The following is a 13,617-nucleotide window of genomic DNA, read 5'->3' on the forward strand; positions in this document are numbered from 1 at the left end:
CGGCTTTCATGGCCACATCACCGCAATCGTCAGAAGTGGCGCTCTGCTGCGTGCGAGCGGGATGTCACACTGCGCCGGTCTATCTCGTCATGGCATGGGACCCACCCGATGACAAAGGAGAATCAGTGGACCTCACCCCCGACCAGGACGCTGCGGCAAGCTTCGAGACGTTGCGTCCCAAACTGATCCGCGTTGCGTACCGGATGCTCGGCTCGGTCGCCGATGCACAAGACGTCGTTCAGGAAGCGTTCTTGCGCTGGCTTCACACCGAGCGCGATGCGGTGCGCGAGCCGGCTGCGTTCCTGCGCCGCGTCGTGACGCGCCTTGCGCTCGACCAACTGAAATCGGCTCGCAACCAGCGCGAAACCTACCTTGGCCCCTGGTTGCCCGAACCCGTCGTCGAGGCGGAGGAAGACGTGACCGACGATGTAACGTTGCCGTTGATGATGGCGCTTGAGCGCCTCTCGCCGCTGGAGCGTGCGGCGTTTCTGCTCCATGACGTGTTCGGCGTCGGCTTTGACGAGATTGCCGAGACGCTGGGCCGTGAGCCCGCGGCTTGCCGCCAGCTCGCCAGCCGCGCCCGGACCCGCGTGCGTGCGGCCCGCCCACGCTATGCCGTGCCGAAGGAGCGCGGCCTCGAAATCGCCGTCGCCTTCTACCAGGCCTCGCGCGACGGCAATTTGCAGCGGTTGCGTTCGCTGCTCGCCGCCGATGTCGTTGTGTATGCCGACGGCGGTGGCAAGAAGGTGGCACTCATGCAGCCCATCAGCGGCGCAGACAAGGCGATGCGGCTCTTTGCGTCGCTCGCATCGCTCTTTTCCAATGACATGTCGGTGCTTGTGCGATACGGCCTGATCAATGGGCTGCCCGGCTTCGTCACGCTCGAGCAGGGGGACACGCTGCAGACGACGGCGCTGGCGATCGAGGGTGGCCAGATCACAGCCATCTACGTCGTGCGCAATCCGGACAAGCTCCGGCATCTCGATACAGCGTCCATTCACTGAGCCGTGTTCACGCATTCAAACAAGGAATCCAACCATGTCGAACACTCGCATTGCGATCGTCTACCAGAGCGGCTATGGGCACACGGCACGTCAGGCTGCAGCCGTCAGGGAGGGCGTTGAGCAGGTCGAAGGCGTTGAAGCGCTCCTCCTGACCGTTGACGAAGCACAGACGTGCTGGGACGAACTGAACGCCGCCGAGGCCATCGTCTTCGGCACGCCAACTTACGTGGCCGGCCCTTCCGCGGCATTCAAGGCCTTTGAAGAGGCCTGCTCATCCGCCGTCATGTCGCGCGGCTACACCTGGAAGGACAAGCTCGCCGCCGGGTTCACAAACTCGGCCTCACGCTCAGGCGACAAGCTTGCGACGCTGATCCAGCTCTCGCTCTTCGCCGCGCAGCACGGCATGCACTGGATCAACCTTGGCCTGCCGCCCGCCAATTGCTCGTCGACGGGATCGGAGGAGGACCTGAATCGCCTCGGCTTCTGGCTCGGCGCCGGTGCGCAGTCGAACGCTGACGAAGGGCCGGAGCGGGTGCCACCGGCCGCGGATCTGGCGACGGCTCGCCATCTCGGTCGGCGTGTCGCCGAGGTGACGCTGCGGTTCGTGCGCGGACGGCAGGCGCTGGCGGAATGTGCATGACGCGCTTTAAGACGTAAGCGGCCCATGCTGCGCTGCGATGATGATTGCAGCGCAGCATCGCTTGTCATGAAACAGTCACTCCAATTGCCTAGGATGTAAACGTTTACAAATTCAAGCGAGGGCGCTGTGGCAAGCAGCATCAAGGACGTGGCAACGCTGGCTGGCATTTCCATCGCTACCGTGTCGCGTGCGGTCAATACGCCCGAACGCGTGAGCGCTGAGACGCTCGCCCGCGTGCAGGCCGCCATGGATGCGCTGCAGTACCGCCCCAACGCGCTGGGCCGCCAACTGCGGGCAACGCATACAGGCCTGCTGGGCGTGGTGCTGCCGTCGCTGGCCAATCCGGTGTTTGCCGAGTGCATGCAGGGCATTGACGAGGCGGCATCGACCACCGGTCAGCGCGTCATGCTCATGACCACCGCCTACGACCGCGAGCGCGAAGCCCGCGCCATTGAGACGATGCTTGAGCAGCGCGTCGACGGCCTGATCCTGACGGTGGCCGATGCTGCCGCGAACGCGCAGCTCGATCGGCTGGACGCCGAGCGCGTGCCGTACGTACTGGTCTACAACGACACCGTTGGCAGGTTGGACCTTGGGCGCATTTCCGCACGCTGCTGCGTGACGGTCGACAACCGTGCCGCCGCACGCGATGCCATCCGCGCCTTGCTTGGGCAGGGCCACAGACAGATCCGCATGCTCACGGGCACGCTGTCGGCGTCTGACCGTGCCGCGCTGCGCCACGAGGGCTACCGCGAAGCGCTGGAGGCCGCCGACATTGCCCCGCAGCCGCCCGTGGAAATCGACTTCAATGCCGATGCCATGCTGCCCACGGAGCTGGCACGCCTGCTGGCGCCGCCACGCCCGACCGCCATCTTCTGCAGCAACGACCGTCTGGCGCTGCTGACGATCCGCTCGCTGCGCGAGATGGGCCTGCGTGTGCCGGAAGACGTCAGCGTGATCGGCTTCGACGGCCTGGCAATGGGGCAGTGGCTCATGCCCACGCTGGCCACCGTGGCGCAGCCGCACCGCCTGATCGGTATGGATGCAGCCCAGGCACTGGCCCGCCGCATCGCCGGGGAGGTCGTGCCGTCGATCACGCTGCCGCATCGCCTGCTGCATGGCGGCACGCTGGCCAGGGCGCCGGCTGTGCCCACATCGCTTTCCGTTGTGTCTTCTTCCCTCACGTCTGATACGCAAGGAGCGTCTCGATGAAACGTCTCGTTCAATGGCTGCGCGCGTGCGGCCTCGTGGCTGCTGGCGCGTTTGCGCTGGCTGCGCCGGTGCAGGCTCAACCGGCCGGTCAGCAGGTCGCCATCTGCTACAACTGCCCGCCGGAATGGGCTGACTGGGCCAGCCAGATCAAGGCCATCAAGGACAAGACCGGCATTACCGTGCCGTTCGACAACAAGAACTCCGGCCAGGCCATCGCGCAGATGCTGGCTGAGAAGTCGCACCCGGTGGCCGACGTGGCCTACCTGGGCATCACGTCCGCCTATCAGGCCAAGGAGAAGGGCTTGGTCGCCAACTACAAACCCAAGCACTGGGAAGACATTCCCGCAGGCATGAAAGACCCGGACGGCGCCTTCTTCTCGATCCACTCGGGCACGCTGGGCTTCTTCGTCAACAAGGATGCGCTGGAAGGCAAGCCCGTGCCGCGCTCGTGGAAAGACCTGCTCAAGCCCGAGTACAAGGGCATGGTCGGCTATCTGGACCCGAGCAGCGCTTTTGTCGGCTATGTGGGCGCTGTAGCCGTCAACCAGGCGCTGGGCGGCACGCTGGACAACTTCACCCCGGGCATCGAATGGTTCAAGCAACTGAAGAAGAACGCGCCGATCGTGCCGAAGCAGACCGCCTACGCGCGCGTCGTGGCCGGTGAAATTCCCATCCTGCTCGACTACGACTTCAACGCCTACCGCGCGAAGTACAAGGATCACGCCAACGTGGAATTCGTGATCCCGCAAGAAGGCTCGATTGCCGTGCCGTACGTGATGAGCCTGACCGCCAACGCGCCGCATGCCGACAACGCCAAGAAGGTGCTGGACTTCGTGCTGTCGGATGAAGGCCAGGCGCTGTGGGCCAACGCCTACCTGCGCCCGGTGCGCGCCAATGCCATGAGCAAGGAAGCCGCCTCGCGCTTCCTGCCGGCCAGCGAATACGCCCGTGTGAAGACCGTGGACTTCAACAAGATGGCAGCCGGTCAGCAGGCATTTGGCACGCGCTATCTGGACGAGGTTCGCTGAGCATGAGCACCGTCACCCGAACCACCTTGCCAGACGATGCGGTATTGCCCGCACGGTGGCGGGTGGCGTTGCTGGCACCGGCCGTTGCACTGTTCTGCGCGTTCTGGCTGCTGCCGATGGCCGCGCTGCTGCGTGTGAGCGGCAGCGAGGGCCTGATCGCCACCTACACAGCGGCGCTGACCACGCCGCGCTATCTGAGTAGTCTCGTCTCGACGGTGGTGCTATCGGCAGCCGTCACGCTGGCCACGCTGGTGCTGTCGACCATTTCCGGGCTGTTCCTGGTGCGACACAACGTGCCGGGCAAGCGGTTGATTACCGCCATGCTGACGTTCCCGCTGGCGTTTCCGGGCGTGGTGGTCGGCTTTATGGTGATTTTGCTGGCCGGGCGCCAGGGCCTGCTGGGCGACCTGACGCGCACGCTCACCGGTGAGAAATGGGTCTTCGCCTACTCGATCGGCGGGCTGTTTCTCGGCTACCTGTATTTCTCGATTCCGCGTGTGGTGCTGACGGTGATGGCGGCGGCGGAAAAGCTCGACCGTTCGCTGGAAGAGGCGGCACGCTCGCTGGGCGCATCGTCGTGGCAGGTGACGCGTGATGTGCTGGTGCCGGGGCTGGCGCCCGCGCTTATCGCCTCCGGGGCGATCTGCTTTGCCACGTCGATGGGCGCGTTCGGCACCGCCTTCACGCTCGCCACCGAAATCGACGTATTGCCGATGACGATCTATACCGAGTTCACGCTCAATGCCGGGATTGCGATGGCGGCGGCGCTGTCGGTGGTACTGGGCGTGGTGACGTGGCTGGTGCTGGCGATTGCGCGCACGGCTAGTGGTGGGCAAACCGGAGCGGCAGCATGAAGCGCGCCTTGTCCGTTGCGCAGTGGCTGATCACGCTGCTGCTTTGCCTGTTCCTGATCGTGCCCGTTGTGCTGTCGATGGCCGTGGGCCTGACGCGCAACTACATCCGCGGGTTCAAGAGCGGTTGGACGCTGGACTGGGTCGCTCAGGTGTGGGACATGTATCAGGCGTCGATCTGGATGTCGCTGCTGGTGGCGCTGTGCACGCTGGTGATCGTGCTCGCGGCGGGCGTTCCCGCCGGTTATGTGCTGGCGCGCCGCCAGAGCCGCACAAGCCGTCTGATCGAAGAATTCCTGACGCTGCCGGTAGCGTTGCCGGGCTTGGCGACGGCGCTGGGGCTGATCGTTGCGTACGGCGGCTTCGGCAGCTTTCGCGAGAGCCTGTGGTTCATCGTCGTCGGGCACGTGGTGTTTACGCTGCCGTTCATGGTGCGCTCGGTCGCGGCTGTGGCGGCGGGGCAGAACCTGAAGACGCTGGAAGAGGGCGCGGCCAGCCTGGGCGCATCGTTCTGGCAACGTTTTCGCACCATCGTGCTGCCCAACGTGCAGCCCGGCATTCTGGCCGGCGCGCTGACGGTGGTGACGCTCTCGGTGGGTGAATTCAACCTGACCTGGATGCTGCACACGCCGCAAACCAAGACCCTGCCGGTCGGCCTGGCCGACACCTATGCGTCGATGCGCCTGGAGATTGCCAGCGCCTACACGCTGATCTTCTTCGTCATGATCGTGCCGCTACTGGTGCTGATGCAGCGCTTTGGCGGCCTGCGTGTGAATAACGGAAAGGCTTCCTGATGCGTACTGAATCCCTTAACCTCGCACCCGTGCCAATCCAGTTGCGCGGTTGCGGTAAACACTTTGGCAGCCAGCAGGTGCTGGCCCCGCTCGATCTCGATATCGGCGCAGGCGAGACCGTCGTGCTGCTCGGCCCCTCCGGCTGCGGCAAGACCACCACGCTGCGCATCGTCGCCGGGCTGGAAGCGCCGGATGCCGGCGGCACCGTGTGCTTTGGCGACGAGGACGTCACCGCACGCCCGATCGAGCGCCGCCGCGTCGGCATGGTGTTTCAGAACTACGCGCTGTTTCCCAACCTGAGCGTGCGCGGCAACGTGGAATACGGCCTGCGCATCCAGCGTCGGCAAAACGGCTTGTCCGACGCGCAGATCAGCGCCCGCGCGAACACGCTGCTGGAAATGATGCACCTCACGCAATTCGCGGACCGGGGCGTGGATCAGCTCTCCGGCGGCCAGCGCCAGCGCGTGGCCTTGGCCCGTGCCCTGGCACCCGAACCGCGCGTGCTGCTGCTCGACGAACCGCTCACCGCGCTCGATGCCAAGCTGCGCGAATCCGTGCGCGCCGAGATGGACCGCCTGCTGCGCAGCCTCGGCATCACCACCATCTACGTGACGCATGACCAGGAAGAGGCGATGGCCCTGGCTGATCGCATCGTCGTCATGGAAGCCGGCCGCATCGCGCAGATCGGCACGCCACGCGAAATCTACTTCCAGCCGGCCAACCGGCACGTGGCGGATTTCATCGGCATCATGAACCGGCTCGACGGCCTGCGGCGGGATGGCGCGTTTGTCTGTGCCGGCGGCCGTGTCCCCGTGTTGGCGGGCGAGGGCGATACGGTGTTCTTCCGGCCGGAAGACGCCGTGCTGGCCGATCCGGCGCACGCTGCACTCAAGGGCACGGTGGAATCGGCGGTGTTTCTCGGTTTCCGCACCCGTGTGCGCGTGGCGGGAGTATCGGCCACGCCGCTGTTCATTGACGTGCCCGGCCGCCAGCATTTTGCGCCGGGCCATGCCGTCGGCTTCGATGTTCCGGCTGATCGACTTCTGACCTTGCAAGCCTGATGCACTTCCTGCAACTGACCGATCTTCATATCAAACGCCCGGGGCGACTGGCTTACCGGCGCGTGGATTCCGCCGCCTATCTGGCACGCACCGTGGCGCATATCCTCGCGCAGCCGGAGCGGCCCGAGGCCATCGTACTGACCGGCGACCTGGTGGACGCCGGTGCCCCCGAGGAATACGCGCATCTGCGCGCCGTGCTGGCGCCGCTGGATGCCGCGGGCATTCGTATGCTGCCGGTGCTCGGTAACCACGACGCCCGCGATGCCGCGCGTGAGGCCTTTGCCGACTGGCTCGCCCCCATTCCGGCTGCCGCACAAGACCCGCACGCCTTTCAGTACTGGACCGACATTGGCGACGTGCGCCTGATCGTGCTCGATACGCTGGATAGCGGCCACCCGGGCGGCCGCTTGGGCGTGGAGCGGCTCGACTGGCTGGCCGATGCGCTCTCGCAGGAGACACAGCGCCCAACGGTGATTGCGATGCACCATCCGCCGTTTGCGACCGGCATTCGCCACATGGATGTGCAGTCGCTGGCCGAAGACGACATCCCGCCGTTCGCACAGATCGTGCGCGCCGCCAGCAATGTCGAGCGCATCATCTGCGGGCATCTGCATCGCTCCATCGACGTGCGCTTTGCGGGCACGGTCGCGTCGACGTGCCCATCGCCAGCGCATCAGGTGGCGCTGGATCTGGACCCTGCAGGCGACCCCGGCTTCGTGATGGAACCGCCTGCCTATAAAGTGCACGCGTGGGTGCCAGGCCAAGGGCTGGTGAGCCACCTTGCCTATGTGGGCGAGTTCGACGGCCCACACCCGTTCTTCGAGCCGGATGGCCGGTTGATCGATTAGGCGGTTTCGATAGCGGCGTCTGCCGTCATGCTCTCGACCAGCGCATCGACATCGGCTTCTGCGGATGCAATCGACGCGCGCAACCGCTCATCCGCAAATTCGTCGTATTCAATGGCGGCGGACGCCACATCGGTGACGCCGATATAGCCAAAGGCCGTGGCAACGCCGCCTTCCACGTGGTTCATGTGGGCGATGCGCTGGCCGGGGCCGTAGCCGAAATCACCGCGTGAACTGAGGATGACGAGGCGCTTGTTCATCCCAGCCAGCAGCGGCCAGTAGGGCTCACCTGCGCGGCTGCGGTCGAAGCCGAAAGTGCGGCCCACACGCACGATGTTGTCGATATAGGCCTTGAATTGCGCGGGCATGCCGAAGTTGTACATCGGCACACCGGCCACGATTACGTCGGCAGCGAGCAGCTCGTCGATCAGAGCGTCGCTTTGCGCAAGCCGGTCGTGCATCCAAGGTTCACGTTGTTCGGGCGGCGTGAACGCAGCATGGACCCAGCGGCCGTCGACGGGTGCAGGTGGTTCGGCACCGACGTCGCGATAGACGATCTGTGCATCAGGCTCACGCTCAAGCCAGCGTTGCACAAAGCGTGCGGAAAGCCGGCGTGTGTGTGAACCATGGCGTGCCGTATCGGAGCTGCCGGGCCGGGCGCTTGAATCGAGGTGCAGAAGGCGGGTCGGGGTGGTCATGTTGGGAATCCGTTGTGAGTGAACCTGTGGCCACTCTACGAACCACGCTGCACTGCGACAAACGACATGTTTTGCACGGCATGGATGACTTGGATTCATCCATGCAGGCCATGAGGACATTGCCCCCGTGACACAATCCGCGCATGCGAAAACTCCCACCCCTGAGCGCGCTGCGGGCCTTTGAGGCCACCGCTCGCCACCTCAGCATGCGGCGTGCTGCCGACGAGTTGTCGGTCACGCCCACCGCCATCAGCCACCAGATCCGCCGCCTGGAAGATGCACTGGGCGTGACGCTGTTCGAGCGTCAGGTGCGGGCACTTCGGCTGTCTGAAGCCGGCGAGCGGCTCTATCCGGTGCTCAACACGGGCTTTGATGCGTTTGCGCAGGCCATCGACGCCATCCGTGCGCCTGAGGCACAACCGGTACGCCAGCGCGTCACGCTCACCGCGCCGATGGGGTTGGCTGCACGTTGGCTGGTCCCCAGGCTTGGTGACTTCGCCACGCGGCATCCGGAGGTGGACCTGCGCGTCCATGCGTCCGACACGGTGGTCGATCTGCAGGGCGGCAGCGTTGATCTGGCCGTGCGCTATGGCGACGCACCCGCCGCCAACCATGGCTTCGTCGCAGAACACCTCTTTGACGATGCGTATGCGCCGGTCTGCCATCCGGGTCTGAACGTTCAGTCGCACGATGATCTGGCGCGCGTTCCGCTCATCCATTCGGAATGGCAGCGCACGCTGCCGCAACCAATCGGTTGGCCCCTGTGGGCGCGCACCGCCGGGATCGAGCGCATGCTCAAAACCGATACGGGCATCGTGCTGTCCGACGATGGGCATGCGATGTCGGCCGCTACGGCAGGGCAGGGTGTGATCCTGGCGAACCTGCCGCTGGTGCGCGACGCGCTGGAGGCGGGCACGCTCGTGCAGCCGTTCGAGGGGCCCGTCATCCGCCGGTATGCCTTCTGGGCACTGGCACCCGCCGCACGCCTGGAAGACGCCGCCGTGCGCGCGGTATGGGATTGGCTACGCCTCGCCCGAACCAGCGGCCTTTGACGATTCGATCCAACTGCGCAAGCTGACGACCTGGCTGCCGCCTTGCGCGGTGCCGGCCATGCTGCGCTCGCGCGGCTCGTGGTCATGGATGGTGGCGCGCACCATCGGGTAGATCTGCGTCTCCCACTTGCGGCCGTTGAACACGCCGTAGTGTCCTACGCCGGTCTGCACGTGGTGCCGCTTCATGTACGGGCGAAGGCCGCTGCACAAGTCCTGCGCGGCCACAGTCTGGCCCACCGAACAGATGTCGTCTTTCTCGCCCTCGATGGTCAGCAGGGCCGTGTGGCGGATGGCGCGCGGTTCCACCCGCCGGCCGCCCACGCGCAACTGCCCGAGCGGCAGGGCGTACTGCTGAAAGACCGTGCTCACGGTTTCCAGGTAGAACTCGGCGGTCAGGTCGGTGGTGGCGAAATACTCCTCGTAGAACGTGCGGATCGCCTCGGCCTTGGCCGGGTCGCCCTTGGCGCGCTCGTGGTGCAGATCAGAGAACGACGCGGCATGCCGATCCAGGTTCATCGACATGAACGCGCATAACTGCACGAAGCCCGGATACACGCGCCGCTGCGCCCCGACGAAGCCCGCCGGCACCACGCTGATGAGGTTGTGCTCGAACCACTCGATCGGCCGGCTATTGGCCAACGCGTTGACCTTGGTCGGGTTGATGCGGCAATCGATTGGCCCGGCCATCAGCGTCATGCTGGCGGGCTGGGCGGGGTCGCCGTCTTCGGCCATGAGTGCCACGGCAGCCAGCGCAGCCACGGTGGGCTGGCAGATTGCAACGACATGGGCGTCCGGCCCGAGTTGCTGCAGGAACCCGATGACGTGGCCAACGTAGTCGCCAAAGCCAAAGCTGCCTGCAGAGAGCGGGATGTCGCGCGGGTTGTGCCAATCGGTGATGTACACATCGTGATCGGCCAGCATGGTGCGTACGGTGCCGCGCAGCAGTGTAGCGAAGTGCCCGGACATCGGGGCGACGATCAGCACCCGTGGCTGCGGTGGCCCGCTGGCCTTGCGGAAGTGGAGCAACGCGCCAAAGGGTGTGTTCCAGACGATCTCTTCGGTTACCTCAACAGGCTCACCGCTCACGCACACGGTGTCGATGCCGAACGGCGGCCGGTGGTGCGACAGGCCGGCCATCTGTATCAGCTCGCAGCAGGCATCGAGGTAGCGGCCGTGCGGGCTCTCAGCCAATGCCGGTGTGGCTGCAATCGTTGCGCGCGCAACGGCTGCGCCATCTCGCCACGGCCGCATCAGCTCCGTGAGTGCCTGGTAGGCGGGATAGGCAAGGAAATTCATGACGTCGTTGGCGCAAGCCTGCAGCGTGGGCGTATCGGTCAGACATCGGACAAGGCAAGTCATATGCCAGACCGGTTTACATTGGCATGGTGTTTGCAAATTGCCGGGCACGGCGCGCCAAATGGGGCGTCAGGCGACGGCGATGCGCTTTGCGCGGGTCGCGCGCCACGCCATGCAATGGTGCGCATGCGGCGTTTCAGTGCAGAACGTCCCGATTTGGTGAAGCGCGCCCAGGCAGGCACCTACGGAGACCGCCATGAGCCGGACGACCACTACGCTGACCATCAGCAGCCGCAACTATTCGTCGTGGTCGTTCCGTGGCTGGCTGCTCGCGCGGCTGGCCGGCATCGAGTTCGAAACGGTGGTCGTGCCCGTTGACGATGCGGCCGCGCGTGCGGAGTTGCTGCTGCTCTCGCCGTCCATCCTCGTGCCGTGCCTGCAGCATGAGGGCATCAAGGTGTGGGACACCCTCGCCATTGCCGAATATCTCAACGAGATCCGTCCGCAAGCGCATCTGCTGCCGGCAGACCGCGCGGCGCGCGCACATTGCCGCGCGGTCTGCGGTGAAATGCATTCCGGCTTCAGCGCGCTGCGATCCGCGCTGCCGATGAACCTGCGGGCGCAGTTTCCGAACTTCCGGGTGTGGTCACGCGCGCAGGACGATATCGAGCGTGTTGTTGCCATCTGGCGCGAATGCCTGCAGCGCTACGGCGGCCCCTGGTTGTTCGGCAAGGCGCCCACCATGGCCGATGCGATGTACACGCCGGTCGTCACACGCTTCCTGACATACGACGTCCAGCTCGATCCGGACATTGCCGCGTACTGCGCGACCGTGCTCCGGCACCCATTCGTGCGTGAATGGATGGAGGCCGCCCAGCTTGAAACCGAGGACATCGACGAACTGGATGTCGAGTTCTGAACGCGGCACGCTGCACTGCAGTAACTGAAGCGTTGATCGCGACTCAGCCGAAAGGCGGGTCTTGTTTTCGGTCGCCCAGCGTCTAGTGTGGAAACAGGCGCGGGCAGCATCGCTCTCACGCGCCCCACCACCAGAAGAAAAACAGAGGGGCTGCAGTCATGACCACAGTCGGCAGCTTTGAAATTGATTTCCTGCAATACCTGGACCGCGAGGGCAAGCCGGTCCAGCCGCTCCCGGCGTTTGCGCAGGATGCGCAGGCGCTCATCGCGCTGTATCGCGCGATGGTGCTCACGCGCGCGTTCGACACCAAGGCGGTTGCGCTGCAACGCACAGGCAAGCTCGGCACGTTTGCCTCATCCGTGGGGCAAGAGGCGATTGGCGTGGGTGTGGCCAGCGTCATGCTGCCAGACGACGTGCTGTTCCCGTCCTATCGCGACCATGCCGCACAATTGCTGCGCGGCGTCACCATGGCCGAGAGCCTGCTGTACTGGGGCGGCGACGAGCGCGGCAGCGACTTCAGCGCGGTGCCTGGCGACTTCCCGAATAACGTGCCGATCGGCACCCAGGTCTGCCATGCGGCCGGCGCAGCATATGCGTTCCAGTTGCGCGGCGAGCCACGCGTGGCCGTCACGATCCTCGGCGACGGCGGCACCTCCAAGGGCGATTTCTACGAAGGCATGAACTTCGCCGGCGTATGGAACGCGCCGCTGGTGATCGTCATCAACAACAACCAGTGGGCGATCTCAGTGCCGCGCAGCCGCCAGACAGCCGCGCAGACCCTCGCGCAAAAGGCCATTGCCGCGGGCATCGTGGGCTTGCAGGTCGACGGCAATGATGTGATCGCCGTGCATCAGGCCGCGCAGAAAGCCCTGGACAAGGCCAGGGCAGGGGGCGGCCCCACCCTCATCGAAGCCGTGACCTACCGCCTGGGCGACCACACCACCGCCGACGACGCCACGCGCTACCGCGATTCCGACATCGTCAAGCAAGCCTGGGAGGCCGAGCCGATCCTGCGATTGCGCAAGTACCTGACCAGCGTGAACGCATGGGACAAGACGCAAGAGGAACAACTCGGCCGCGCCTGCTATGCGCAGGTGGAGGAAGGCGTTGCCGCGTACCAGGCCGTTCAACACCCGGGACCATCGGCCATGTTCGATCACCTATACGCGACCTTGCCGAGCGCGCTCGAATGGCAACGTGCAATGGCGCTGGCATTTGGCTCCAACGGGGGCACACATGGCTGACGTCAACCTCGTCGAAGCCGTCAACCTGGCACTGGCGCACGCGTTGGAGCACGACCCATCCGTCGTGCTGCTGGGCGAAGACATTGGCGTCAACGGCGGCGTGTTCCGCGCCACGGTGGGCTTGCAGGCACGCTTCGGGCCGCAACGCGTGCTCGACAGTCCGCTGGCGGAAACCGCGCTGGCCGGTACGGCCATCGGCATGGCGGCCGTCGGGCTCAAGCCCGTGGTCGAAATCCAGTTCAGCGGCTTTATCTATCCGGCCATCGACAACATCCTCAACCATGCGGCGCGGCTGCGACATCGCACGCGCGGGCGCCTGTCGTGCCCGATGGTGATCCGCGCGCCAAGCGGTGGCGGCATCCATGCGCCCGAGCACCATTCGGAGAGCCCGGAGGCGCTGTTCACGCATATCCCGGGGCTGCGCGTGGTGGTGCCGTCGTCTCCGGCGCGGGCGTATGGACTGTTGCTGGCCGCCATTCGCGATCCGGACCCGGTGATTTTTTTCGAGCCGACGCGGCTGTATCGCGTGTTCAAGCAACCGGTGCAGGACGATGGCCAAGCCCTGCCGCTGGACACCTGCTTCGTGCTGCGCGACGGCACTGACGTCACGCTGGTGAGCTGGGGCGGTGCGTTGCAGGAAACCTTGGCCACTGCCGACAAACTTGCCGAAGAGGGCATCGCCGCCGAGGTGATCGACGTGGCCACGCTCAAGCCGTTGGATATGGAATCGATCCTGGCGTCGGTGGCCAAGACGGGCCGCTGCGTGATCGTGCACGAGGCCGCGCGCACATCGGGCGTGGGCGCGGAGATTGCCGCCAACATTGCCGAACACGGCTTGTATTCACTACTGGCGCCCGTGCAGCGCGTGACGGGCTATGACGTGGTCATGCCGCTGCCCCGGCTCGAACACCATTACCTGCCGAGCGTGGAGCGCATTCTCGCGGCGGTCAGGAAAACGCTGGAGGGCGTCTAA

At 65.4% G+C, this 13,617-nt stretch carries 14 protein-coding genes; 12 read left to right on the forward strand and 2 right to left on the reverse strand.

The features are described from left to right. The first annotated feature begins 89 nt into the window (after window positions 1-89). The 8 genes from PI87_RS00300 (at window position 90) to PI87_RS00335 (ending at window position 7,438) form a co-directional block, all read left to right on the forward strand. Complete coding sequence (locus tag PI87_RS00300; RefSeq protein WP_052321350.1) at window positions 90-1,004, forward strand: sigma-70 family RNA polymerase sigma factor; 915 nt, start codon at window positions 90-92, stop codon at window positions 1,002-1,004. 34 nt (window positions 1,005-1,038) lie between these two features. Then, on the forward strand, window positions 1,039-1,644 hold the full coding sequence (locus tag PI87_RS00305; RefSeq protein ID WP_039595697.1) for a flavodoxin family protein: 606 nt from the start codon (window positions 1,039-1,041) through the stop codon (window positions 1,642-1,644). Between the two features lie 126 nt (window positions 1,645-1,770). Beyond that, the gene (locus PI87_RS00310) at window positions 1,771-2,856 is read left to right on the forward strand and encodes a LacI family DNA-binding transcriptional regulator (protein WP_039595698.1); all 1,086 of its coding nucleotides are present in this window, start codon (window positions 1,771-1,773) and stop codon (window positions 2,854-2,856) included. After that, on the forward strand, window positions 2,853-3,884 hold the full coding sequence (locus PI87_RS00315; RefSeq protein ID WP_039595699.1) for an ABC transporter substrate-binding protein: 1,032 nt from the start codon (window positions 2,853-2,855) through the stop codon (window positions 3,882-3,884). The genes PI87_RS00310 and PI87_RS00315 overlap by 4 nt, the downstream gene beginning before the upstream one ends. A 2-nt stretch (window positions 3,885-3,886) precedes the next feature. Continuing rightward, on the forward strand, window positions 3,887-4,738 hold the full coding sequence (locus PI87_RS00320) for an ABC transporter permease (RefSeq protein WP_039595700.1): 852 nt from the start codon (window positions 3,887-3,889) through the stop codon (window positions 4,736-4,738). Further along, window positions 4,735-5,529, forward strand: coding sequence for an ABC transporter permease (locus PI87_RS00325; RefSeq protein WP_039595701.1), 795 nt, complete (start codon window positions 4,735-4,737; stop codon window positions 5,527-5,529). The genes PI87_RS00320 and PI87_RS00325 overlap by 4 nt, the downstream gene beginning before the upstream one ends. Then, window positions 5,529-6,590 (forward strand): ABC transporter ATP-binding protein, encoded by a 1,062-nt coding sequence (locus PI87_RS00330; protein WP_039595702.1) that lies wholly within the window; start codon window positions 5,529-5,531, stop codon window positions 6,588-6,590. Before PI87_RS00325 ends, PI87_RS00330 begins: the two co-directional genes overlap by 1 nt. Further along, a complete protein-coding gene (locus tag PI87_RS00335; RefSeq protein WP_039595703.1) occupies window positions 6,590-7,438 on the forward strand; it encodes a phosphodiesterase in 849 nt (282 codons plus the stop codon). Before PI87_RS00330 ends, PI87_RS00335 begins: the two co-directional genes overlap by 1 nt. Here the strand turns inward: PI87_RS00335 and PI87_RS00340 are convergent. Beyond that, window positions 7,435-8,133: an FMN-dependent NADH-azoreductase gene (locus PI87_RS00340; RefSeq protein WP_039595704.1), complete on the reverse strand. Its 699-nt coding sequence runs from the start codon at window positions 8,131-8,133 to the stop codon at window positions 7,435-7,437. The genes PI87_RS00335 and PI87_RS00340 overlap by 4 nt on opposite strands. 143 nt (window positions 8,134-8,276) lie before the next feature. On the opposite strand from PI87_RS00340, the gene PI87_RS00345 reads away from it, so the two are divergent. Then, window positions 8,277-9,185, forward strand: coding sequence for a LysR substrate-binding domain-containing protein (locus tag PI87_RS00345; RefSeq protein WP_084209857.1), 909 nt, complete (start codon window positions 8,277-8,279; stop codon window positions 9,183-9,185). Here PI87_RS00345 and PI87_RS00350 read toward each other — a convergent pair. Then, window positions 9,156-10,481: a polyhydroxyalkanoate depolymerase gene (locus PI87_RS00350; protein ID WP_039595705.1), complete on the reverse strand. Its 1,326-nt coding sequence runs from the start codon at window positions 10,479-10,481 to the stop codon at window positions 9,156-9,158. The genes PI87_RS00345 and PI87_RS00350 overlap by 30 nt on opposite strands. A gap of 256 nt (window positions 10,482-10,737) precedes the next feature. Between PI87_RS00350 and PI87_RS00355 the strand changes: the two genes are divergently transcribed. From PI87_RS00355 to PI87_RS00365, 3 genes are all read left to right on the forward strand, one after another. Next, window positions 10,738-11,400 (forward strand): glutathione S-transferase family protein, encoded by a 663-nt coding sequence (locus PI87_RS00355; RefSeq protein ID WP_039595706.1) that lies wholly within the window; start codon window positions 10,738-10,740, stop codon window positions 11,398-11,400. 158 nt (window positions 11,401-11,558) lie between these two features. Continuing rightward, on the forward strand, window positions 11,559-12,644 hold the full coding sequence (gene pdhA / locus PI87_RS00360) for a pyruvate dehydrogenase (acetyl-transferring) E1 component subunit alpha (protein WP_039595707.1): 1,086 nt from the start codon (window positions 11,559-11,561) through the stop codon (window positions 12,642-12,644). Beyond that, complete coding sequence (locus tag PI87_RS00365) at window positions 12,637-13,617, forward strand: alpha-ketoacid dehydrogenase subunit beta (RefSeq protein WP_039595708.1); 981 nt, start codon at window positions 12,637-12,639, stop codon at window positions 13,615-13,617. The genes pdhA and PI87_RS00365 overlap by 8 nt, the downstream gene beginning before the upstream one ends.

The organism is Ralstonia sp. A12 (assembly GCF_000801955.1).
In the GTDB taxonomy this organism is placed as follows: domain Bacteria; phylum Pseudomonadota; class Gammaproteobacteria; order Burkholderiales; family Burkholderiaceae; genus Ralstonia.